At 44.8% G+C, this 25,308-nt stretch carries 20 protein-coding genes; 4 read left to right on the top strand and 16 right to left on the bottom strand.

Annotated elements, in window-relative coordinates; translation table 11 throughout:
- Positions 1–522: 522 nt before the first annotated feature.
- A complete protein-coding gene (locus tag BUB86_RS08005; protein ID WP_081373160.1) occupies positions 523–1,500 on the bottom strand; it encodes an RHS repeat domain-containing protein in 978 nt (325 codons plus the stop codon).
- Positions 1,501–1,593: 93 nt separating this feature from the next.
- On the opposite strand from BUB86_RS08005, the gene BUB86_RS18125 reads away from it, so the two are divergent.
- The gene (locus BUB86_RS18125; protein WP_262503383.1) at positions 1,594–1,716 is read left to right on the top strand and encodes a hypothetical protein; all 123 of its coding nucleotides are present in this window, start codon (positions 1,594–1,596) and stop codon (positions 1,714–1,716) included.
- A gap of 23 nt (positions 1,717–1,739) precedes the next feature.
- On the opposite strand, the gene BUB86_RS08000 is transcribed toward BUB86_RS18125, so the two are convergent.
- The 14 genes from BUB86_RS08000 to queC all read right to left on the bottom strand — a co-directional run bounded on the left by BUB86_RS08000 (position 1,740) and on the right by queC (position 15,524).
- A complete protein-coding gene (locus BUB86_RS08000; protein WP_073208071.1) occupies positions 1,740–2,741 on the bottom strand; it encodes a type II toxin-antitoxin system HipA family toxin in 1,002 nt (333 codons plus the stop codon).
- Positions 2,742–3,053 carry a HipA N-terminal domain-containing protein gene (locus BUB86_RS07995; protein ID WP_073208068.1) on the bottom strand — a complete coding sequence of 104 codons (312 nt, stop codon included), beginning with the start codon at positions 3,051–3,053 and terminating at the stop codon, positions 2,742–2,744.
- A complete protein-coding gene (locus BUB86_RS07990) occupies positions 3,040–3,255 on the bottom strand; it encodes a helix-turn-helix transcriptional regulator (protein ID WP_081373159.1) in 216 nt (71 codons plus the stop codon). Before BUB86_RS07990 ends, BUB86_RS07995 begins: the two co-directional genes overlap by 14 nt.
- 140 nt (positions 3,256–3,395) lie before the next feature.
- Complete coding sequence (locus tag BUB86_RS07985) at positions 3,396–3,758, bottom strand: serpin family protein (RefSeq protein WP_254795126.1); 363 nt, start codon at positions 3,756–3,758, stop codon at positions 3,396–3,398.
- A complete protein-coding gene (locus BUB86_RS07980; RefSeq protein ID WP_081373156.1) occupies positions 3,709–4,107 on the bottom strand; it encodes a serpin family protein in 399 nt (132 codons plus the stop codon). Before BUB86_RS07980 ends, BUB86_RS07985 begins: the two co-directional genes overlap by 50 nt.
- The gene (locus tag BUB86_RS17195) at positions 4,061–4,333 is read right to left on the bottom strand and encodes a hypothetical protein (RefSeq protein WP_073208059.1); all 273 of its coding nucleotides are present in this window, start codon (positions 4,331–4,333) and stop codon (positions 4,061–4,063) included. The genes BUB86_RS07980 and BUB86_RS17195 overlap by 47 nt, the downstream gene beginning before the upstream one ends.
- Positions 4,334–4,367: 34 nt before the next feature.
- On the bottom strand, positions 4,368–5,405 hold the full coding sequence (locus tag BUB86_RS07970; RefSeq protein ID WP_139261519.1) for a hypothetical protein: 1,038 nt from the start codon (positions 5,403–5,405) through the stop codon (positions 4,368–4,370).
- 15 nt (positions 5,406–5,420) lie between these two features.
- Complete coding sequence (locus BUB86_RS07965) at positions 5,421–6,572, bottom strand: tetratricopeptide repeat protein (RefSeq protein WP_139261518.1); 1,152 nt, start codon at positions 6,570–6,572, stop codon at positions 5,421–5,423.
- The gene (locus BUB86_RS07960) at positions 6,569–8,413 is read right to left on the bottom strand and encodes a transglutaminase domain-containing protein (protein WP_073208049.1); all 1,845 of its coding nucleotides are present in this window, start codon (positions 8,411–8,413) and stop codon (positions 6,569–6,571) included. The genes BUB86_RS07965 and BUB86_RS07960 overlap by 4 nt, the downstream gene beginning before the upstream one ends.
- Complete coding sequence (locus tag BUB86_RS07955; protein WP_073208045.1) at positions 8,413–10,386, bottom strand: DUF3857 domain-containing protein; 1,974 nt, start codon at positions 10,384–10,386, stop codon at positions 8,413–8,415. Before BUB86_RS07955 ends, BUB86_RS07960 begins: the two co-directional genes overlap by 1 nt.
- 105 nt (positions 10,387–10,491) lie before the next feature.
- Positions 10,492–11,913 carry a glycoside hydrolase family 28 protein gene (locus tag BUB86_RS07950; protein ID WP_073208042.1) on the bottom strand — a complete coding sequence of 474 codons (1,422 nt, stop codon included), beginning with the start codon at positions 11,911–11,913 and terminating at the stop codon, positions 10,492–10,494.
- Between the two features lie 10 nt (positions 11,914–11,923).
- Positions 11,924–13,855, bottom strand: coding sequence for a SpoIIE family protein phosphatase (locus BUB86_RS07945; RefSeq protein WP_073208038.1), 1,932 nt, complete (start codon positions 13,853–13,855; stop codon positions 11,924–11,926).
- A gap of 4 nt (positions 13,856–13,859) precedes the next feature.
- Complete coding sequence (locus BUB86_RS07940; RefSeq protein WP_073208034.1) at positions 13,860–14,810, bottom strand: ABC transporter substrate-binding protein; 951 nt, start codon at positions 14,808–14,810, stop codon at positions 13,860–13,862.
- 60 nt (positions 14,811–14,870) lie between these two features.
- The gene (gene queC / locus BUB86_RS07935) at positions 14,871–15,524 is read right to left on the bottom strand and encodes a 7-cyano-7-deazaguanine synthase QueC (protein WP_073208030.1); all 654 of its coding nucleotides are present in this window, start codon (positions 15,522–15,524) and stop codon (positions 14,871–14,873) included.
- 84 nt (positions 15,525–15,608) lie between these two features.
- On the opposite strand from queC, the gene BUB86_RS07930 reads away from it, so the two are divergent.
- The 3 genes from BUB86_RS07930 to BUB86_RS07920 all read left to right on the top strand — a co-directional run bounded on the left by BUB86_RS07930 (position 15,609) and on the right by BUB86_RS07920 (position 22,781).
- Positions 15,609–18,359, top strand: coding sequence for a GH92 family glycosyl hydrolase (locus tag BUB86_RS07930; RefSeq protein ID WP_073208027.1), 2,751 nt, complete (start codon positions 15,609–15,611; stop codon positions 18,357–18,359).
- Between the two features lie 2 nt (positions 18,360–18,361).
- Entirely contained in the window at positions 18,362–21,610 is a 3,249-nt protein-coding gene (locus BUB86_RS07925) for a GH92 family glycosyl hydrolase (protein WP_073208024.1), read from the top strand.
- A gap of 73 nt (positions 21,611–21,683) precedes the next feature.
- Positions 21,684–22,781 (top strand): YncE family protein, encoded by a 1,098-nt coding sequence (locus BUB86_RS07920; RefSeq protein ID WP_073208020.1) that lies wholly within the window; start codon positions 21,684–21,686, stop codon positions 22,779–22,781.
- A gap of 40 nt (positions 22,782–22,821) precedes the next feature.
- Here BUB86_RS07920 and BUB86_RS07915 read toward each other — a convergent pair whose 3' ends face one another.
- Positions 22,822–25,293, bottom strand: coding sequence for a glycoside hydrolase family 3 N-terminal domain-containing protein (locus tag BUB86_RS07915; protein ID WP_175549442.1), 2,472 nt, complete (start codon positions 25,291–25,293; stop codon positions 22,822–22,824).
- Positions 25,294–25,308 lie beyond the last annotated feature (15 nt).

Here is a 25,308-nt window from a genome sequence, read left to right as displayed (position 1 = left end):
AAATATTCGCGCCAAACTCCAGCAATCACAGGGTCGGTTCTTCTGATCATCTTTATTGAATCACAACTTTTGTATAACACCAAACGAAACTCCCGCAAGTCTAGATAACTGACGGAGACCAGTCCCGCTTTTCTTTCTAATCTGTTTTGCCATTATTACCGATGGTTTATTAATTCGATTACAAAGATACAAACTTATTTGTAATCCGCAAAAGAAATAACGAGAAAATGATCAAAAGAACCGACCCCGTGACTGCGATGAATTCTTCATATTCTATTTTTTAACCGAAAACGTCCCATAACGCCTAAATATAATATATTAAATGTAATATATACTAAAAATAGACATAAAACTTGTATTGTTTGCTTAATATAGTCTGATGCTTGATTTATATGAAGATTTATTACTTCCTTCTCAATCTCATATTTGAGACTTACAATATTATCTATTATCATATATAATATTATAATCCATAATAATATATTAAGCACGATATAGCCTCTATTTACTATTTTAAAAGTTTTATCTTTTATATACATAACTATTTGATTTAAGAGATTTAGTATTTAAATGCTTAAGTAATGAACGAGGATTCACAAAACGTCCTTTAGTCTCATAATTCGAAAAAGTTCCAAAAGAACTTGTAGGTAAAGTTTTAATTTCATTTAAGACATTTGAGCCAACTCCATTAAGTACATCAGAGACAAATGTCGTACAATTATTAGATAACAACTTATACTTATCTATTACGCGAGCTGATGTATTCTTATTATAATCTTTAGATTTTTCATCAGGGAGTTTGGCTGATGAGTAAAAAATATTATCGACATACGACATAACATCATTGTCAGAAACATCTCCAATGATAAAAGAAGACAAACCTTCTGCTTTTTTGTTTTCCATATATTCTTTTGCCTTTTCTCCAGTCAACCTTAACAACACACCATCACCATTTGATAATGGATTATGCTTATATGTACCATTATATCTACCATAACTATATACTACCTGATTATCCCCTTCTCCTACACTTAACCATGCATGTCCTAATTTATTAACTTCTACATACACCCTAGTTGAATCTCCGTTTTTGTCAATATATTTTATAGGGTTGTTCATGCAATATGCATATGGACTGATGTCATAGTATTTCTCACACAACGGATCATTTCTGTCCCATCTTGCTAATATTGGATCATATTGTCTGGCGCCGTAGTCGAATGTATTCAGACCATGCATTTTATCGAGTTCCTTGCCATTGTACTTGTATGGCTGGAAGTTGGAATTGGTAGAAGATGAAGTGTCAGCGTATGGAGCTCCGAAAGGATAGTAGTTGTTTACCTGCTTAACTGCTCCACTTGCATCTACAACCTCTCGGATACTACCAAGGTGATCTTGGTTATAGAAATAGAAAGCGAAGTTATCGGTTGTTGCACTTGCAACCGATGCCTGGGCATAACCACCAGCAAAGAGGTATTTGTCTACCTTGCCATTCTTCATCGTCAGACTTCCGCTCTTTTTATTGGTCAATTAATTATTCATCTGCAAAAGTAATCAATAGTTTAGAAACGACCAAACAATAATAAGAAAAATTTGAATAAGAACAAAAAGCGCGCCCTTTGCGAATACGTCTATCGTGCCCGCATCAAAAACAAAGCCGCTGGCAACCGCGACGACTTCGAACAACGCGTAAAAGAAATCGGCATCCAGGGATAGAAAAAACTATGATAATAATAAATTTATTTTAGCGTCGTCCTTCGATAGTTGTACGATTGCCAGTAATAGCGCTGAAGTTTCTCAGGGAGGAAAGATCGGGTTATCAACTGCTGCGCAAGAGGATGCATAGTTGCAAAGTAGTCCAGCTCGCGCTTAACTAACCTTGGCGACAAATCTATGCGTCGACCAAACTCCTCAAAGTCTTTGCGGCTTACGGTGTGAGTATCATCAAATTGCATCCCCTCGCGGAACAATCCCTTGTCGAGTGCAAAAATGCGAGGTTCATAAAGATGCAGACTCGTATTAATAAGGTCATAGGCAGGCGTAAGATGATACTCGCCATCGCCACGATTCATTAATGAGAAATTCTTAAGGTGGGCATCGTCATTCAAAATAAGATAGTTGAAAACTACCACGCGGAAGAATTTCAATATCTCTACAGGGGCCGCCTTGGTGTAACGACGAATGATTTCGGCACATTCCTCGTAACTCAGATTGCTGTATTTATAGTCGCTACCACCATTGGCCTTTGTCAATCCTCCAAGCGATGCAAGGTCCTCCTGCTGGTATTTTCCACCATCAGGGGCCACATCGAAACGACGAGTGATATAGGCTGCCTCTCCATCACGGAAGAAGCAGAGCCCGTTGGCAGCGGTTTCGATATGATAAACCTGAGAAGCTATCTGCATGCTAAGATGCTCGTTAGCAGGGCAATATTTCCGCTCAAGCAGTGTATACGAAGAGGGAGCTGGCTTTAAAATATACTGTCCTCGCTCGCCTTCTGATGGTTGCACTAGTTGTCCGTTGTCGCTAAGTACAAGACTTGCCTTGGGCTGAACACCCGAAAGCGAGATTCGTCCCACATGACGAGCAAACTCCTCTGTATCGGCATTCTCATTGTTTGGGCTGTCGAAGGGGAGAATATGCGAAACCTCCTTACCATCAAACAACAGTTTGCGGGCAGTAGGCGAATAGGTATCAAAACCTTCAGCTAAAGTAGACGGACATACATTTATTGATTCCATTTATTCAATTGGTTTAATGGTTACTGCTCCTATGGTATCATCTTGGGCAGTTGCTAAGAGAATACCAAAGTCATCGTTCTCGTCGATATGTAGGAACATGGATTGCGTCTGACGGTTTGCACCTTCAGAAAGCATGTTGAAGAAATATGGGAATAGGTGTTCAGAGCGATATGGCTCTAAGCGTACAGGCATAGCTAAACAAACTGGCGCGCCAGCATAGTTGGAGTGATATGTAAAGATGTACTGGCTATCATCAGTCTCCTGCAAAACGCCGGCCTCAACATCGTGAACAAGCACCTTACATTGTCTCATAATCCAGTGTCTTTAGATTGATATTCACCTGCAAGCCAAGAGTTTCGAGAATAGTCAACAGAGTGCTGAGTTGTGGATTGCCCTCACCCCGTTCGATTGCCACCAGCGTGTTGAGACCTACGCCAGCCAAATCGGCAAGCGTCTGCTGATTAACGCCTAGATGCTTGCGTCGTTCCTTAATGATGACTCCAATCTCTTTTATATCCATATTGTTTTCAGCTAAATTCACAACATAATGTGATTTTGCCGCAAAAATAGAAAAAAGATTTGAAATAACCAAGCAAAATCACAATAAATTGTGATTTCTTTACTATTTTGCCCTTAATCATAATCCATCTCTCTTTATTTTCCCCAGGAAGTGCCCATGAAGCAGTAGTTGCCGAAAGGATCGGCTATGATGTAGGCAAAGGGATGGTCGGCATAAAAATAGACTACAGATTTCTCTTCTACTGCGCCCATCTCCTTGACTTTCAATACTGCAGAAGTCAAAGCTTCAGCAGCCGTTCCAATTTCGTCAACTTTAACCTTTGCATATTGCGAAATACGGTCTAAATAGAACTCTCTATTCACATTACCAAAATCAGCATCACGGCTAAACACTTTGCGTATTCCCATTGATGTTAACCACTTGTTTGTTATGCAGTTGAAATTCAGTTCAAACTTTGGCAGTTTCAAATAACAGTGAATAATCTGAACGCTGGGCATAAGAAAGACGTCTATCATCATCCTCATCATTCATCATCATAACGGTTTTGACTCTACCGTCTGAAAACGGTTCTTCTTTTGTTTGATTTGCACTAAACTCTTTTTCCCATTTTCCATTAAAACAGTTGATGACAGCCAAGACGCTACTTGCGCCATGATCTACTGGCAAATGGGTAATCTTATTATCTGACTGATTGCTGCACCATTCGTCTATTTCACTTTGCATCTTGTTGTCGAAATCGCCTTGGATGATCTGTCCTAAATAATAATCTTCAAAGTTGTGCGTAAACGACTTGGATATATCAATGCCACTTTTCACGAAGAGGGCACAGCCTGTTAAAATCTTCATAATCTCCTATTATCAGAGAATCGTTGCTTTCTATAGTCTTTTCAGCACTAACTCTTTTAGGTTTTGAAGCCTTGCATCCTACGGCAATCATGACTATAAACAGTAGCCCCGTTGTACAAGCAAGGCTCCATCTCTTAAAGAAAACCACTCCCAATGCCAACTCTATAGGAAAGCGTCGTGGGCTTTGCAGCAGTTGCTGCAACAATGTTTTCAGTTTTGTATTCATTTCCCTTTCTTCATCATGTTCTTTGTGGTTACTCTTAAATATTAGGTGATTCGTTATCTGAGGGGTTGGTATAGTTGCCCCACGTGCGAGAGGTCCACACGGCTCGATGTGTCTCGATGTTTTTAATGCCCATTATATCTACAACGGTACTGTGCTCCATGTCGCATGGCCAACCATTATAGAAGTATTCGTAGTTCTCATACGAAGTTACTGTGGCATCTTGATATTCTATTTTATCCATCTCCTCGTTTACCTTACCAGCATACGTATCAGCCACAGTCATATTGATGGCATTAATAGCGTATTGCTTCACATCATCTTTAGGAATGGTTTTCTTTACTATTGCCTCCATAAAGAAATCGTCCTCAAAACCTGTCTCCTCGTCTGTTTTTTCATATCCGGCAACAATTGTGGTATGCTGTTGATAGCCATTCTCATCAGTATCATCACTATCTGTTTTGCCAATGTTTACACATTTACCATGCATTAAAAACAGCAACTGCAAGTCGTCGCTATTCTCAAGATATGCTTTCTCGTTTGCAAGCTGCATGTTTATCTGAGATTCAAATCTTGTACGAGGAATAATCTCATTCAGTTGCGGCTGATTGGCATAAAGAGAATCGCAGAATGCCTTAATCACTCTCCGTGTAAAGTCTTTAATCTCCTTCCAGTTCTTAATATGCTGTATTTGTCCTAATTCGTCGGTGGTTAATATGGTACTCATATCGCCCATCTTATTCTGTAGCGCCTGAAAAATACCCGTCATCAGAGAGTCGTTGAAGAAGACCACCTCTGTTTTAAGCGGCTTTACCTCAATCTCGTATCCATTAGCAGTAGAATCTCTTACTATCAGCTGGAACTGGTCTACTATATGATGCTTTACTGTGGTGTCATTGTTTTCCACCTTTGCCTTATAGTCATGATAAACATACTCTAAGGTATCGTTCTTACAGAAATAGGCAATAATGTTGATTGTTGAATCCTGACTAACCTGTTCTGCCGATACGGCCTGAGCCTCAGCCGTGGCACTAAATGCCAAAGCGAAAATAATTATAAATAGAAATCTGTACATATTATCGATAATCACTTATTTTTTTGCTTTTGCGAAAACTTTACTCAATTCTTTTTCCAACTTACCTTTCTTCTGTAGCTTCAGATAGTTTTCAAGCAATTCAACCTTGCCGGTAAGTTCGCTGTTGGGCTCGTAAAACTGCAATAATATATTGATGGCATAAGCGAAAAACTTCTCATCAAGTTGCTTAGTGTTTTCTGTCAAACAATAATAACTATAAGCTGCCAAATACGCTACAAAATACGGAAGGGTCTTCTTAGAGGTAACCAAAGATGCCATTTCCTCTCCAACAGGGATATTCACATCACCGCTGGCATCAGTCCAATTGATGATATATTGGGCTGCCTGATTAATCTGTGAAGCACTCAGTTTGTGGGTTAGATAGTATTTGATGCATTTAAAAGCATCGGCGTTATGCTCTCTGCATATTTCTTCGCTCTTGAATTTTGTAGGTTCTGGTAAGTCTACAATACCATCTTCTTTCTCTTTCTGAAGTTTACTGATAGTTTCTTCGATTTCTTTGGCGTTCTTTTCGTCACCAAGAGCCTGATAGTATTTCTGCAGGAAAGGTAACTCGCCTATATACTCATCAGAATGTCGTCCGTACACATTCTTGATGGTGTTAAGCGCACGTAACTCGAATTTAAGTGCATCTTGGGTTTCGCCATTATAGTGGCATGCTTCTGCCATGTGCATCAGGATGATTGCCAGATCGTAATCCTTCTTGCCCAACTGCTCGTAAATGGTTAATGCCTTTCTGCAGTTTTCCTTGGCCTTAGCATACTCCTCAATAGACAACTGATAGAGCGACAGGTTGTCAAGATAGAACGCATAAAGGTCGTCATTATTACTAATATTTTCGGCATATAACTGTGCTGCTTTTTCTACAATTGTAGCTGCCTCTTTTACTTGTTTGTTCCTATAATACAATTTTGCGCTGAAAGCTAATTGCCGGATATAGGTACTATCATTCTCGCCATAAAGCGATTTAAGTATTGTCAGCTCTCGCTCTTTGGCTTTAATGGCATCCTCATAACGCTCTTGGTTCATTAACTTAACAGTAATAGAATCCAACTTGTCTGCTTGCGCTCTGGTTATCTCGTCATTCTGCGCCCAAGTGGCCAGACACATCATCATAACCGATATCGTTAGAAATAATCTTTTCATAAATCTTTCTTTTTTAATACTACTTTCTGATTATAGATGTTGTTGATGGTGCGGATGAAATCGGCGAGCTGGGGGAACTGGGATTTGGGGAATGAGCCAGATTTCATCAACAGACGGTTATGAATGCGGATCTTATCACCTTTGACTTGCATCGTGAAGGAGAACGAGGCAAAGGGTTGGATCAGCGACACATTCTTTGGACCAGCTTCTATCTCAAAGCCTTCTGGGATGGTGATGGTGATGTCGTCTTCATCGAGATAGCCAAAATCGCGCCAGATGTCTTCCGTACGGTCGGCATTGGCTGTTAGTACTGTATAGCCACGATGCAAAGGACAGATGGGAACAAACAGGCGTTGCCCAGTCTTAGTAGCATATCTCTGGCTCTTAATATCGGCATCTATCGTGATAATTGCTCCAGACTCCTGAATGTCAAGTTGATTAATTTCTGACTGTGGTGCATAAACGATTCTCTGGATGGTCTTCTGTCTGTCTTTCTCGTCCATCTTCAATAAGGGTATCAAACTCTCATACTGGCGATTCGTAGCCTGTTGTGATAGTTTCATGTCTACAGCCCCGTTTTCATTCAGGCTGATGCTGACAGATGTATGCATCAGGTTGGTACTATCGGGATATACTGGCAGACGTACTAATCTGCCACCTTTTTCGTTAATCTCGATAGCATCATGACCTGCTATATCCTCATGAACATAACCCATAGGCAACTGCGGATTGGTGCACTCTAACCACAAGGTGTCATTCTGCAAAGGCACCTGGAGAATCACATGGTTCATCTGACCTACACTAGCAAAGTCATTACGCAAACGACGATTGTTTGTGCTGATGGTGATGTAGTTAGACGGGATGCCAACCTCCTTAAGCATGGCACGCATATAATTAGACAGACCCTTGCAATCGCCAAATCCGCTTTTGCTAACCTCGGCGGCTGGCGCTGGCTGCTGTCCGCCAATACCCAAAAGAATGGCGACATAACGCGTAGTCTTCTCCAAGCGGCGGTAGATGGCTTCTACTTTCTCACGGTTGGTTTTCAGACCATCGGTCAACTGATGCAACTCCTGTCGTTCGGCATCTGACAGCTGGTCTCTACCCAGAATCAAGCTGTATTCCCACTTGCCATAGTCAACCCAGTTACGCAGACTACCCGTAGTACCATAATACACAAAGTCCGTGGGTGCAAACCAGGCCATCGGCACTCTTTCGCGCAAGGGGCGGGCATAAGATTCTTTTTTCAACATCGGCAAATCACTAACCTCGAGCGTCATTGACTCTGTGGTGTCGTTAACCTCCTTGACACGCACCTCACTATCCAGATTCTGTAGGGCATAACGAATCGCCATATCTTTTGGAGCTACCAAACTGTAGACAGCCTTCTTAACACTGATGTCATAATCGCTCTGCGGACAGAATGAAGGGAATTCTATCAGATTATCCTTGCTCTCGATGGTCCACTCATAAGTAATGGTAACAGGATATACAGGAGGAGTATAATCAAGATACATCTTATAGTCATCGATAGCAAGATAGGGTGAGTATTCTGTCTTTACCAGATCACTCTCTTTCAGCTTCTTGATGATGCGTCCAGAGCTATCGGATACTTGCCCCTTGAAGCTTGTAAGCTTATCACGCTTGCTACAAGAACACACAAAACCAGCCTGCGACGATCCATGCTCGTTGACGATAGTAGTTACCTCACGGAATTTCTGTATGGCGTGATCAGGAGCATCGCAAACGATATCGGTTTTCGACTCTTCTACTATCACATTCTGCGCCTTGACAAAATGACAAAAAAGAAGGGCTGCCAACAAAAAGAATACCTTTTTCATTATGACTTCTTAATTGCAATCATATTCTTATTACATTCCACCATATGGTCGATGAAAGCCTTGAGATCCTTATATTCGTCGGCAGTATAGAATATCTTATTGATACTGTACTTGAACTGTGTGCTCAGCATATTATCATTAATACTGCTAGCAATACGCACACTGATGCCATCAAACTTCAGGATAGTAGGCTTTGGCATTTCCTCAACAGCATATCCTTCTGGAAGTGTGATAACAACGTTGATGGTTTCTGATTGCTTATAAGGAAACTCTATAGGCAAGCTACGCTCGGCTTCGGTGAATGGCGATTCATCCTGAGGAATCAAGACAAGCGGGTTCAAATAAATGATATCACCAGCAGCATCGCATTGTTTTGTGAACGTCATCTGCTCTTCCATCATAGGCGAAAAGCTTTGACGGTTTGATGTCTGATAGGTTAGAATCTGAATATTATCGCGCTCTTGCATCTTATTTATCTGCTCAACACTATCCTTGGCCAAGCGCCATGTGCGACGCAGTGCTGCTGCAGCCTCTTCATACAGACGGCTATCTTTTTTACCATGTAACATACCATCGGCATCCAGTTGCGCCTGAATGGTTACAATCTCTCGACTGCGGGCTGGAGTCTGCAAATCAACCCATTCACCTGCAGAACCTTTCTTAAGCAGACGGGCTTTTTTAACAAGTAGGTTTGCAGGGATGGCGTTCAGATAACCATCCTCGGCCGAACTATCAAAGAAAGCCAATGTTGAATCATTGATGTGTATAGCAACAACAAAAGTATTAAGATACTTCAGACTGGAATGTGAAAGCGGCAAGGTTCCCTTGTTACGACTACGCAACACTACTGGCGATGCCTCAATGCCTGCATCGCGAAGCATACTGATTAAAAGAAAATTGATATCAGCATTAGTTCCTGTACCATCTTTCAGTATCTTTGAAGCCGACTTGCCCCAAAAGGCATAATCGCCATTCCAGCGCACCTTGCTCTTTAGCAACTGCCAAACAGCACCAAAGCGCTCATTCACATCAGCGATATTGGGAATACCTGCTGCTACGATTTCTGCTTTCAACGGACTACTCTTTTTCAGGCACCCTCCGAAATCAGCATCCTCCATCAACTGCTTGTCGATATCAGCCCACGTAGTAGAATAGTTTTCATGAACCGATCCTGGAATATAAATACCAGCCAATTCTGCCGTTACCTTATTGCCATAATCATCAGCACACCAAAGGTAATCGTCGCCTTTCAATGCCGGAAGCCTACGACCTACGAAAGACCATACATTACACTGGATATTTTCAGAGTGTCCACCAAAAAACAACTGCATCGGAGCCTGACTTGTTTTACTTTCCATTGGCTGACTACCAGTCTGCTCGATATTAAAACTTAACCACTCTGGGATTGACAAGTCATATCCAGTATAAAGCACGGGGATGTCGCTCTGAGCATACCAGTCGCGTATATAGGAGTAATAGTCGCTCTCGATACGGTATTCGTACTCTATGACGGTGCCCACTTTTACCTGGGGCACACTGAACTTCAACTGCTTTTGGTTCTTATCAATACGTTCTTCGTTTATCATGGAACGCTCCATTTTGGTCTTAACAAGTTTACCATTTTCCATATTATAGGCAGTAGCCTTAACGCCTGATACGGTTTCCTTTCTAACTCGATTGGTCTCGTTTTCCTGGAAAATGATTTTCTTGTCGGCCACACGCTTTCCTTCCGCTTTAAGCACCTTTAAACGGCTCTTGATGTCGTAATACACTTTGAAAGAACCATTGGAGAAACCATAGTAAGCATCAGTTTTATGGAATAACACCACAGCATCAGCACCCTTATCATCTGGGTATTCTGTCATCTGTAGTTCCTGATCTGTGGGCTTTCCCCATTTCAGGTTTGGCTCGATTGTTTGGGCACATAATGGTTGAGTAAGCACTACTAGTGCAAGAATAAGTAATTTTTTCATTTGGTTATCAGTTTATATTAATGATAGCGCAAAGGTACAAACTTAATATGAAACAACCAAATATTTAATGCATTATTTTACATGATTCATTCAATAAATCCTTTTTCACATACAATTTAGCCCCTCCACATCCTCTTCAACAATCATTGGACGGAAGTCATCAGCCTTTAGGGATAGTTGTACGTTCTTGAGGGTGATGTGGCGGATATGACGCAGGTAGAGGCCCCATGCAGGGAGTTCGCCAAACATGGTGAACTCAGGGTATTTCTGTATCTGCTCTGGCACATCGTGCTTGCGCCAAAGGGGTATATAAGCCATACCTTTAGTGGCCCGGCCTGGATAGCAGATGTTGAGATTCTCGAGAGTGACATTCTCTATGCAATTACCAGGAATGCCACAGATGCTGCTGGGGAAGGGATTATGAAAGAAATCTACCTCAGGACCACGCAGATCATAAGCCTCATCAGGGCGCCCAAAAGGAACCACACAAGTCAGGTCGCGGATAGTGACATTCTTCAGCGAACCCTTGCGATGACCAGCACGTTGACCCAGTCGCATAAAAATAGGATTACCCGTATTCACAGCCGAGATGCGCTCAACCAGAATATCATCAATCTGTGCCCCATCAACACTCTCGATGGCAATAGCTGAACGGAAGGTATCCTTCACCTTGATATCGTGAACATAGATCTTGCGGAAGCCTCCCCACGAGGCGGTGCCAAACTTAACCGCTGAGGCACTACTGCGGATATCGCAACGGGCTATCTCAACATCGTAACACTCGCTATCAACATGATACGACTTCAGGCATACGCCATCATCGGCAGAATTAATCTTGCAATCGGCCACCAGCACATGCTGGCAATCCGTCAGGTCGATACCATCGTTATTCCAGTAGGCCCGGTTCTCGATGTCAAGTCGCTGCAATTTAACCTGATTGCAGAGATGTAGCGATAGCCCCCAGTTGGCACTACTGCGAAGTTTTACACCCTCTATCAGCACATTCTTGCATCCATACAGGAAGAACAACTTGGGGCGGGCCGTCTCGCTGGGGCGCTGACGACGCTGATTATAATGAGGATCAATGCGCTCGCCAGTATGGTGCAAGCTGTCTATATTCAAGGCCAACTGAAGGCCCTGGCCATCAATGGTTCCACTACCCGTAATGCTAATGTTCTCGGCCCCATCGGCCATCAGCAACGCCATAGAGGCATTATCGTTTCGGGTATCGCTGGTTTGAGCCACATCGATGGGTTTGTAATCATAAGGATTAGTGCTGCCAAGCAATGTTGCCCCTTCTTCAAGATGAAGTTCAACGCCAGAACGGAGCATCAGGCCACCAGTAAGGTAGGTGCCTTTGGCAAGCACCAATCGTCCGCCACCTTTCTTATATTTAGCATCGATGGCTTGCTGTAGCTGCTGGGTACAGAGCGTCTTTCCATCAGCAGGAATCTTATCAGCCCAAGCGGGCATCACCATCCCAACCAACAATAAAAACAGGAAGACACACTTTATCCGTTTCCTCATAATAGGAAAACTATAGCGTTTTGAGTGATAAGCACAACAAGGTAAGATCGTCATTAGGCTCGGCACCAGCACGATGGCGTGATACGGCATCCTTGAGCTTGTTGATAATCTGTTCAGAGTTAAGATGGGCGGTATCGGCCATCAGTTCCAGCAGTCGTTCGTCGCCAAGACGCTCTTGCTGCATGTTCTCGGCCTCGTTCAAACCATCGGTATATATCAACAACTGCTTATCGCGAATATCCTCAATCACCTCGCCCTTAAAGGCCTTACACTCCCAGAGTCCCAAAGGCTGATTGGTATCCTTTGTTTCGAGGAACTTACCATCAAGGATAGGCGCATTATGACCACAGTTACAGAACTCGAGAATGCCCTTGCGCAAATCGATCAAACCAATAAACATGGTAACAAACATGCTCTGCTCGTTGTCGCGAGTCAGGAATGTGTTCATCTGGGTGGCTATCTCCCAAGGTGCACGGTTCTGCTGGGCAATCATGCGGAACAGATTACAGGTGATGGCCATAAACATAGAAGCGGGGATACCCTTACCTGATACATCGCCCACACAGAAGTAGAGACGCTCGTCCTGTACAAAGTAATCGTAGAGGTCGCCACCAACCTCCTTGGCTGGCGTCATCGAGGCATAGAGGTCGATATCCTGACGATCGGGGAATGGCGGGAATACTCTTGGAATCATACCCATCTGGATATCGCTGGCCACCTTCAGCTCACTCTCGATAGAGGCTTTCATAGCGGTGGTATGCTTCAGTTCTTCGATGTAGTTAACCAGCGAGTGCTGCATGTTGCTGAACGACTGGTTAAGCTTTCCTATCTCATCGATACGTTTATCGACATGCAACGTCTGATTGAACTCTCCCGAGGCTATCGTCTCAGCCTGTTGCGCTAAAGTGTGCAGAGGCAACAACTCGCGATGGATGATACGACCAAAAACAAAGAGCATGACAATCAATCCGACAACAACAATGCCGATAACGATGTTATACAAACGGTTGTAGCCTCCAAAGATGTCGCTCTCAGGACATACGATAGCCACACTCCAACCAGTAGAGCCAAGCGGTTTATAGAATACGTAACTATCATGACCCTCGAACTTAAGCTGGCGCATGCCCGTCTCGCCTCGCTGCATGGCGTGACCAAGTGCAGTAAGCGCAGTATCAGGATGCTCGAGTGTTGGGGTGAAAATGGTTTCGTTGAGTAGCTTGGTAGAGTCAGGATGAACAAAGAAAGTACCACTCTGACCTATCATGATGCTATATGAGTTGGGGTATGGCTTAACTGACGATACCATCTTTGACAACCACTCAAGCGAGATATCGGATGAGATAGTACCCATATACTTGCCCTCTCTATCCTTCAAAGGCTTACAATACGAAGCGATAATCTCCTGAGTATAAACAGCTTCAGGGTTGTAATCGGCAAACGGCTCTGTCCAAACCGGATAGTCGAGCAGCTTGGCCAACTGATACCAGTCCATATAGAAGTACTCGTATTGTTCGTTTCCCTCCTGTTCGGTTTCAATAATCCCTTTTTCTAAGTTGTTATAACTGTATGCGGAGAAATAACGGCCTTTATCTTTAAAGAAATTGGGCTCGAAAGAGATAGAACAGCCATTCAGGTCAGGATTACACTCAATGATACGCCTTGTATAGGTGAGCAGAGAATCGGGTGTTTCCAAATGACGCACTGGAAGCCACTCAAAGTTATCGGTTGCAATCACCACGCGATCAAGCAGACTGTTTACACGCAGTACGGTATTATCTAGAACCTCAGAAGCTCGATCCATTGCTTCCTGTCGAACGGCTTTACGCGATTCGATGAACAAAAAGCCAAGTGCTGCCACAAAGATGATGGTGGCAATAAGCACAACCATAAGGCTTAGTCGGCGGGATAGCGATTGGCGGATGTAAGTTATTGGATTTTTCATATGCCTAATCCGCTATTAATTGCTTATAGGTTACTTCTTGATTCAGCATCTGATTCTCTTTCATCATCTGACTGGCAAACTTCACCATGTCTGGACGCAAGCGGAACTCTCGCTTATTCGTTTTCTTGTCTATCTGCAATCGCAGCACTTCTTTCAGCATCAGCTTCTGCAAGGTACGATTGGTGGCGATATGATTCGCACGTACATATTTCATCACGATGTCGATGGTCTCTTCAGGATGATTGGCAGCCCACTCCCAGCCTTTCCTACTGGCTTGGGCAAACTTATGGGCCTGAGCCTTATGGGTTTCGTAATAGTCGCGACGCATGTAAACGCCATCTTCCTGAATATTGTAACCATGATCGCTGAAACGATACACGTTATTCTCTGTGAATGTAAAGCCCATCTGCAGCAACTGGTAATACTCGTTGTAACTCATAGCCAGCGTACCATCGATAGCGCCTTTGAGGAAAAGGTCCATATTCGAAGTGAAACGAACCCACTGGTAGTTAAGATGCTCTTTGCGACTCATACAGATGGCCACCTGACTGAAGCCAGCATACCACATGCCCACACGAGCACCAATCTGCTTGAGCGGATCCTTATCGCGACGGGAAATAATGACTGTGCCGTTATTCATGGATGTCTGAAGGATATTGACCAAGGGCACACCTTTGTCTACTATTTCCAAAGCCTGACAAAGCTGCAGCGTGGTGGCCTGACTTTCACGGTTCTGCAGACGATTCATCGCTGTCTGCGATACTGATGGATGAACTATCTCCACATCAAGCCCAGCCTGCTTGTAAAAGCCCTTTTCCATAGCTACATAGTAGCCAGCGAATTGAGCATGGGCAGTCCATTGGGGGGTGAAGACAAATTTTTCACTTGCCTTCTGTGCCACTATGGATAGACTATTAACAAGTACCACCAATAGTACGAGTACCTTCTCCTTCATATTCACGCTGCAAATTTAGCAATAAAATTTGATTTAACGAAAAGAAAACACATTATTTGTTTAAAATTCGTATTCTGTTGGGTCATCGATGCCTGCTGCAGCAAGGGCTTCCTTGCGTTCTACACAGGTGCCGCACTTGCCGCAATGCTTGTCGCCACCACGATAGCACGACCATGTCTCGGCATAGTTGATGCCTAGTTCCTTGCCTCGTGCAGCAATATCGCCTTTAGTCATGTTGCAGTAGGGCGAGAGCAGACGAACGCCATTATAGGTTCCTGCATGGGCTGCATGGTCGAAAGCCTCAACAAACTCAGGGCGACAGTCAGGATAGATGGTGTGATCGCCTCCGTGGTTGGCCATCATCACATATTGCAGATTGTTTGACTCGGCCATTCCTGTGGCAACTGCCAGCATGATGCCGTTGCGGAAAGGTACTACTGTCGACTTCATATTCTCGTCGGCATAGTGACCTTCTGGTATAGCATCATCGCCAGAAAGCAGCGAACTACGGAAGTACTGGCCCATAAACTCAAGGGGAATAACCAGGTGCTTGATACCTAAGCGCTCGCAATGCATACGGGCAAAGGGTATCTCTTTGGCATTGTGATTGCTGCCGTAATCAAACGAAATGGCGAGTGCTATGCGTTCCTGGTAATCGTATAATAAGGTGGTTGAATCGAGTCCACCGCTCAAAATCAATATACTATCTTTCATCTAAATTATAACTTTGGGTGCAAAGTTACGAATTTTTTCTTAATTCTTAATTCTTAATTCTTAATTTATTCGTATCTTTGCAACATGAAACTAAAAACAATTGTTATAACCGTATGTTTGCTGCTTTGTTCGATGGCGAGCTTGGCGCAAGTGTGGCAGTATGTTGATCCGCGTATTGGTAGCGAAGGTGTGGGTAGAACATTCCCTGGCCCATCGATGCCTTTTGGCATGTGTAAACCTGGCCCTGACTGCACAGTCAAGCCAAATGCTGGTTGGGCTAAGATGCCTGAGGTGGTAACAGGCTTCTCGCAGACCCATGTAAGCGGAACTGGTGGCGGACAGAAGTATGGTAATATACTCATCCAACCGTTTTTGTGGAGTGAGGAGAGTGGCGCTCGGCTCTGCCGCTTCGCTTGTCGAAGAATGAGGAGTGAGATTACACAAACTCGACTCAATGAGGAGTTTGCTTTAGGATATTATTCTACAACTTACGAAAGCGGCATTAAGACTGAGATAACGACATCTGAGCGATGCGCTTTCTACCGCATTCACTATCCTCACTCCACACTTCTCAATCCACACTCCTCGAGTACTACCTCAAAAGCACTCTTTATCGATGCCACTCACTACTTAGGCAAAAACCCTGTTCCTGACCTCCGCGAGCAACAGCAGTTTATTGGAGGCGAAGTAGAAGTGGTTAATAATCACGAGATTAGAGGCTATTCACGAGTTCGTGGCGGATGGAACAATGGCGATGCTTATACGGTTTACTTCTACTTGATAAGCGATAAAGCGTTCCACCCCACCCCTAACCCCTCCCCTCATAAGGGCGGGGAGTCCTTGTTGTTTGCTGACACCTTATTGAATATAAAGGTGGGCATATCGTATGTGAGTGAGCAACAAGCCAAACGCAATATCCCTGCTTGCGACTTCGACACCCAGTTGGCACAACTCAGAGATAGTTGGGAAACATTGTTGAGTCGCATACAGATAAAAGGTACTGAGGCTGAAAAGCGCATGTTCTACACAGCCCTTTATCACACTATGATTATGCCTGTGGATAAAACTGGTGAGAACCCTAAATGGACAGAACGCCCTTACTACGACGATTACTATGCCATCTGGGATACCTATCGTTCCAGTTCACCCCTCATCACGCTGATTGATCCAAAGCGCGAGGCTGAGATAGTCAACTCGCTACTAAACATCTATAAACGAGAGGGTTACATGCCCGATGCCCGTAGTGGGGATTGCAACGGAAGAACCCAAGGCGGCTCGAATGCTGAAGTGGTGATTGCCGATGCTTTCGTAAAAGGACTTGGGCGAGGAGTGTGGAGTGAGAAGTGTGGAGTAAAAATAGATTATGATCTCGCCCTCGAGGCCATGCTGAAGGATGCAGAGGTAGATCCAGGAGCTGACCACGAGAAGCACGGACGAGGCGGACTGAAAGAGTATCTGGAGTATGGCTATCTGCCTTACGGCATAGACCGTGCAGGAACCCGCACTATCGAATATGCCTACAATGACTATTGTATTGCATTGGTTGCCAAAGGCTTAGGCCGCATGGATATCTATGAGCGCTACCTGAAACAATCGCAGAACTGGAAGAATCTGTGGCGTGCCGACTATGAGTGGGACGATGTGAAAGGCTACATCATGCCTAAGGATGCTCAGGGCCATTGGCTCGACTCTGTGCCCTGGGGCAAGTCAAAGGTCTATCATCCGCTCATCCCTTATACCCCAATCACTAAGGTTGCCCCTTGGTATCTGCCTTGGTGGAGCACCTTCTTCTACGAGGCACTATCAGCCGAGTATTCGCTGAGTATTCCTCACGATGTGCCAGGATTGATAGAGGCTTGTGGTGGAGCAGAGACTTTCCGCAAACGACTGGATATGTTCTTCGATCGCAAGCGCTACAACGTGGGCAACGAGCCATCGTTCCTCACACCTTGTCTGTATCATTGGATAGGTCGCCCTGACCTGACTTCAGATAGAGTCAGGAAGATTATCAGCGAGAATTATAACGATAAGCCTGATGGACTGCCTGGAAATGACGATAGCGGTGCTATGAGTTCGTGGTTGGCCTTCCACATGATGGGGCTATATCCCAATGCAGGCCAGAGCTACTATCTGCTGCACGCCCCATTGATTCCAGAGTGGACCATGCAACTTGCTAATGGCAATTCGCTGCATGGAACAGTGAAGGGCAAAGGCACGCACTTTGAGAAAGTAACCCTGAATGGCAAGCTTCTGGCTGATGCCCGCCTTGAGCACGCCGACTTGATGCAAGGCGGAGAATTAGTGTTCTACGTATCGAAGAAGGAACTCCCCTCCTCTTGGGAGACCGCTCGACCCGAAGGGGCGCTTGCTACCGAAGGGACGCAAGATAGGCCAGGGGTGGAGGAGAAAAAGATGGGCGGTGAACTAGCCATCAGCTTCACCTTAAATAAGCAGTTCCGCACTTGGCCATTAACCTATGCTTGGCAAGGCGACACATTATTAGTAAGGTGTAAAGAGGCTGTGTATAAAACGCCACGCTCTGTTGTAGAAAGCGGCAATAGCTTCTGCTGGGATATCCCTTCAGATGGCACCGTCTATGAAGCTAACGGCACCTTTGCCTTCATCTCTCGCCAGGCTCTGCGCCATTTGCAGGAGAAAGGAACCTTTATCTACGATGGTATCACCTGGCGAAAGATGGATCAAGACGCAAACTCCATCCACGTTCGTGCCGACATCGATCGCACAGAGATGTGGATATCTCTTAACGATGACCTGCCATTGGTTATCGAAATACGTAACAATCCATTAGGTATCGACTGGAAAATTAATAAATAGCTATGCGACGAATCCTACTAACTACTTTCTTGTTTGCAAGTGCCCTGGTTATGGCGCAGAAGTCGCCCCAGCAGATGGGCGGAGTTTACTATGCCTACCCTATTGAGTCGGGCTTTGACAAACCCCAATTACAACCAGCCCCTGAGGGCTACGAGCCTTTCTACATCTCGCACTATGGGCGACATGGCTCGCGCTGGTTAACAAGCGATGCCAGATACACTTGGGTGAACCAGCATTTCGACAATGATAAGAATCTGACAAAGCTTGGCAAAAGCGTCAAGAAACGCTTGGCTAAGGTGTGGAAAAACGCCAAAGGCAATGGTGGACTGTTGACAGCTCTTGGAGCTCGTCAGCATCGTGGTATCGCCAAAAGAATGTACCAGAACTTCCCACAGCTCTTTACCGCTGAGGCACATCTTACAGCCCACAGCAGCACAGTAAACAGATGCAAGGTGAGTATGGAGAACTTTGTGGATGAACTCAAGCACTTGTCCAATACCATCAACATAACACCCATCACCCGCGAAGAAGATATGGCCTGGATAGCCTATACCTCGCCAGAGGAGAAGGCTCACGAAAATCGTACCAGCGTACCATTGATGGTTTCGCCAGACAGATTCGTCAAGGCACTCTTCGTTGATCCTTCAAAGGTAAAGAATCCCACAAAACTGCTCACAGAGATGCACACCATCGCATCGGACATGCAGGATGTGGAGCTAAATGTGTCGCTCTATGATCTCTTTACACCAGAGGAGATGGAGGCTGTTTACAACAAAAACAACAAAAGCATGACGATAGTTCATGGTGACCTGATAGAGAACGAGGGCATACCAGCCCGTAGCGCCATCTCGCTGTGGCAGCGCATTGAGACTGAGGGAGATGCAGCCATCGTCCGTGGAGGCGTAGGGGCAGATTTACGATTTGGACACGACTCGAACCTCTATCGTCTGTTCACATTGATGGGCATCAAACTTCCAGGTGAACCATATAACTATATGGACGAGATTCTGCCAATGGCAGCCAATCTGCAGATGATATTCTATCGTAATGCCCAAGGCGACGTGAAGGTACAATTGCTGCATAACGAGAAGTCGATAGGCTTTAAGAGTTGGACAGAACTCAAGCAGCAAGTAAACGAGCGCATTCACTACTTTGAACATCTTCGCCAACTTTGCGCCCTGAACACCATGGTTGGAACAGCCCCTGCCAACACCAAGACGGCAGGGCTTTTCGGCAAGGGCTCTGAGGAGCACGGACAAACCCTGCCTGCAGTACTCGTACCAAACGGCCAGAACTTCTGGACGCCTCAGACTCGCGATACAGAGAAGAAGTGCATCGCACCTTATTATTTTACCGACTCGCTGTTTCAAGGCATCCGCAACAGCCACTGGATAGTTGGCGGATGCACGCAGGATTACGGATCGTTTACAGTAGCTGCCCTCACAGGCAAACTTCGCCTGAAGCCAGAAGAGCGCGCCACCCGTTTCTCACATTCAGAAGAAATATCGCATCCCCATTACTATGCTATCCGCCTGCCAGACGAGCACCTTAAGCTGGAGATGACAGCCAATAGTCATACAGCCATCTTCCGCATCATCCCAGAGCAAGATGGACCAATCCACATTGTGTTGAATCACAATAGCGATGAGGGGCAAGGCTATCTTGAAGTAAACAATGCAGATGGCATTATCTATGGTTATAACCCAGTTCATCGCATCTATCAAGGTTGGGGCGAAGAGGCTGGTTTCGACGGACATTATCTGTTGCAGGCTTATGATAAAATCATAGATTCAGGATGCGATAGTCTGTGTGCTTGGTTCACCTTTAATGGAAAGGCCCATGAGCCAATCATCCTGAAAGCAGCCACATCTTTTACCAATAAGAGAGGAGCAGAGAACAACTTCGCCTTCGAGGCCGAAGGACACGACTTTGAGAGTATGATGCAGCAAACAGTCCAACAATGGATTGATCGCCTGCACACCATCGATGTGGAGGATACTGATATCGCAAAAGTGAATCAGTTCTATGGCGCGCTCTATCGCTGCTCATTCCTCCCTCGCGAAATGAGCGACGTAGATGGCTCCTACCCCAAGTTTGCTAATGGCGAGATCATCACTCCTCACTCCTCGCTCCTCACTCCTCGCAAATACTATGGCGACTTCTCAATGTGGGACACTTATCGTGCCCTGCACCCACTCTATACGCTGATAGCGCCAAAAGAATCGGCAGATATGATGCAATCGCTGGTAACCATGTACGAGCAAGGCGGTTGGCTGCCCATCTTCCCTTGCTGGAACAGTTATACAGCAGCTATGATTGGCGACCATTGTAGCGCCGTATTGGCTGATGCATATATAAAAGGTATCAGAGACTTTGATTATGAAAAGGCCTACGAAGGCATGCGAAAGAACGCTTTCGAGACGCCAACCTCATTCGAAGACTATAAGAACGGTATGGGTCGCAGAGCACTCACTTCGTATCTGAAGTACGGCTATATCCCCTTGGAGGATGGCGTGAAAGAAGCTTTCCACCAGGATGAGCAGACATCGCGAACCCTCGAATACGCCTTCGATGATTTCGCTGTGGCCCAACTGGCCAAAGCCTTAGGCAAAGACAAGGACTACAAGGAGTTGATGCGCCGCTCAGAGAACTGGCGCAACGTCATCAATCCCAAGACAGGCTATTGCGACGGCCGCCACGCCCCCAAGCAGATTTCTCGCAGAAAAACAGATGGCGGACTCTTTGAAAACAATCAGGACTTTATCCATCGCAAGTCATACATCACTGAAGGTGCCACTTGCCACTACACTTGGTATGTTCCACAGAATGTAGAAGGCTTAGTTGAAGCACTTGGTGGCAAGGATAAGTTCGAGGCTAAGCTCGACTCATTGTTCTCTGAAGGTCGCTATTGGCACGGCAATGAGCCTTGCCACCAGATAGCTTATCTCTACGACTTCATTGGCAAGCGCGAAAAGACCATCGAGCGCGTAGCCCACATTCTCGATACAGAATACAACGATACCCCTGGTGGACTCTCGGGCAACGACGATGCTGGTCAGATGTCAGCCTGGTACGTATTCTCATCGATGGGATTCTATCCTGTTTGTCCTGCAACTGATCGTTATATGCTCTCAGCTCCACGTTTCCAGAAGGTTACACTCAATCTGCAAGACGACAAGAAGTTTACTATCACCCCTACTTCATTTCCTAAAGACAGACACTTTATCACACAAAGTGAAATTATAAGATAAAAAATGCTAATTATTATCGCTTTTCGAGGTTTTATATTACCTTTGCACCCTAGATATTTAAAGAACTAAAAACATGATGCTTAAAAAATTATCTAACATCGCCCTGTTGATGGGGGCTGTCCTGCTTACAGGATGTTTAAAGAGTGAAAGTAACAATAATAATCAGAAGTATGTTGTTACTGAGGGTGCATACATAGTAAATGCTGGTGATCCTGACAACGGTAAAGACGGCAGCCTTTCTTTTATTGATTATGATAATGACAAAGTTGTCAACAACATCTATCCCATTGGTAGCAATCCCTCTGACGTTGTAGTATATGGTAATAAGATATATGTTGTAGGTTGTGGCACCAATACCATCTATGTTCTAAACAAGAAGACCCACACGCTTATAGACCATATTAACACTATTGATGAAATGGGTGAAGACGCAGGTTTTGAGCCTCGTTATGCAACCGTATATGGCAACAACGTTTATGTATCAACCCATGGTGGCTATGTGGCTGTTATTGATACTACATCACTCACCATCACCAACAAGTACAAAGTTGGTTCTTATCCAGAAGGTATGGGTATTGGAACTGTTGAGAGCAGCAGCTCAAGCAATGAGGTAACACTCTATGTAGCCAATAGTGACAATGGTAACGGCAATGGCTCAATCTCTAAGATTAACCTAAGTACAGGTAGCGTCTCTGAGATTAAAAATGAGCTGATAAAGAATCCACAAAGTATTGTTGTTGGTGGTAATACTGCTTATGTACTCGATGCTGGCACTATTGACGGGGATGGAAAACAAAAGAATGCTGGAGTATATAAGGTTGCCGACAATAATGTATCGCTGCTGATTGAGAATGCCACAGGCATGTCGGCTGCTAATTCGTCTATCGTTACCTACAACTATCCAAAGGGTAGTAGCAGGGTTGAATACAAAGTCTACAACCTATATTATAACTCTCTGAACACATTCTCACTCAGTGGCGATTCCAAGAAACCAATCAGTAATCCAACATTTATCTGTGTTGATAACAACACTGGCTATCTGCTGATTGGAACCTCAGGTTATGTAAATATATACGATAGTTACGGAAACTTCAAAGAATCATTCGACGTTGGCGAGAATCCCGTAGGAATCTGCTATTCATACAGAATAGAAACATACAAAGGTAATTAATTAATAAAGGTGCTTCGTCATTGAAGCACCTTTATTCGTTTTAGATATTTGGTTCGTCCCAAATCTTTGTTTGTGTGCAGGCTGCACCTACGCTCTGGTTACCTACCTTGAGCACAAAGTCGCCCTCTTCCAGAGTCCAGCGACCATCAGCACCAACAAAAGCGAGACTCTTAGCTGGAAGACTGAAGGTAACAGTCTTTGTTTCACCAGGCTGGAGTTCAATCTTGGTGAAATCGCGCAGTCGCTTGTTATCAGGAACAATCGATGCAATCAGATCGCTTGAGTAAAGCAATACGGCCTCCTTACCAGCCTTGCTACCTGTATTCTTCACATCAACACTAACAGTAAGTACATCATTAGCAGTAAACTTACTCTTATCTACACGCAGATTGCTGTACTCATAAGTGGTATAGCTGATGCCATAGCCAAAGGGCCACTGCAACGAAACCTTTGCATCGTAGTTATAAGCACCTTCCATGGTACCAACCTCCTCGCTCACCTTATAATCATAGGTGTTCAGCGAGTTAATCTCACGAGGATAAGTGTAAGGCATCTTGGCAGAGAAGTTGGCATCGCCAGCCAACAGATTGGCAAGTGCATCGCCACCATAGTTACCAGGAATCAGAATATCAACCACAGCCTTTGCCAATGGCTCAATATCAGCAATCAAACGTGGACGACCCTCATTCAGCACCATCACAATGGGTTTACTAGTCTTGGCGAGTTCCTTCACGAGGTCACGCTGGTTCTTAGAGAGCCAAAGGTCATTCAGGTTACCAGGAGTCTCAGTATATGAGTTCTCACCAATACAAGCGATAATCACATCAGCCTTAGCAGCAGCATCTACAGCCTTCTGAATCTGTGGTTCGTTCTCATCGTAGTAGGCACCATTCTCATTATAGGTTACACCCTGTTCCAAAATGATGTTCTCCTTACCATACTTATTACAGAGAGCTTCATAGATGGTATTATATTTCTCAGCGAGATCTTCAGCACGCGAACCTTGCCACGTGTAGCTCCAACCACCATGCAGGCAACGCATCTGGTTAGCGTTAGGACCTGTCAACAGAATTTTCTTACCTTTAGCCAGAGGCAGAATGTTGCCTTCATTCTTCAGCAGTACCTCACTCTCCTCAGCAGCCTTGAGAGAAGCCTGAGCAAACTCCTCAGAACCAAACTTCTCGTATCCCTTACCGCCTGTATTGGGCTTCTCGAAGAGACCCAGACGATACTTAGCACGCAGAATACGACGAACGGCATCATCAATACGACTCATGGGCACCTTACCCTCGTTTACCAGTTCTTTCAGCAGGATACAGAATTCTACGCTGTATGGATCCATCGACATATCGATACCAGCATTAATGGCAATACGGATAGCATCCTTCTTATCCTTGGCAACATGCTCACGCGAGAAGAGGTTGTTGATATCGGCCCAGTCGGTTACCAGGAATCCATCCCACTGAAGGTCTTCCTTCAGCCACTTGGTCATATACTCATAGCTAGCATGAAGAGGCACACCATTTACTGAAGCCGAGTTAACCATCATGGTCAGTGTTCCTGCAAGGGCAGCCTGCTTGAATGGCTCGAAATACTTCTCACGAATTATCTGAGGCGAGAGATAAGCAGGTGTACGATCCTTACCAGTCCAAGGAGCACCGTATGCAAAATAGTGCTTTGTGCTAGTACCTACGTGATACTGATCGATATGATTATTATCATCACCCTGATAGCCCCTGATCTCTGCTACCACCATCTTTGAATTCACGATGGCATCCTCACCAAAGCTCTCGTAAACACGAGGCCAGCGTGGGTCACGGCTCAGGTCAACAACTGGGTTATACACCCAAGGACAGTTAGCTGCACGACTCTCATAGGCAGTAATCTCAGCGCCTCTGCGAGCCAGTTCTGTATTAAACGATGCACCAAGGTTGATGGGCTGTGGGAAGAGTGTTCCACCCTGAGTATAGGTAACACCATGGTTATGGTCGAGACCATAGATATCAGGAATGCCCAGATACTTCATCGACTTCTTCTGGATAACCTGTATCCACTGCTGCCATTGCTCAACGCTTGGAGCGCGAGTACCAGGAGCATTCAGGATTGAACCCACTTTCCACTTCGAAATCAACGTATCGAGCATGGTTTCGTTGAGTTTCCATACTCGTTTGGTGTCACCCTTATAGATGTCTACAGGGAATCCGCCCAACTTGTCGATAATCTGCTGGTCAGTTTGCTTTAGCATCTCTTTGATCTCGTTCTCAGATCTGCCATACTGCTGCAGGACAGAACGAACCTTCTCGCGATCTACCTTCGCATTCTCTACAGTCATCTTGCCCATCACATCAAGGTTCAGTTCGAGCATCTGACCGATTTTCTCGTCAAGAGTCATCTTAGCGAGTTTTTTCTCAATCTTTGCCTCCAGCGCCGCATCACGGGGGATAGCAGTCTTCTGTGCATGCATGCCTACAGCGGCACAAACCACAGCTAACGTTAAAATTGTTTTCTTCATAATTGTGTTGAGTAA

Origin of the sequence: Xylanibacter ruminicola (assembly GCF_900142525.1) — a bacterium.
Classification (GTDB): domain Bacteria; phylum Bacteroidota; class Bacteroidia; order Bacteroidales; family Bacteroidaceae; genus Prevotella; species Prevotella ruminicola_A.
This window is presented reverse-complemented; position numbering and strand designations above follow the sequence as displayed.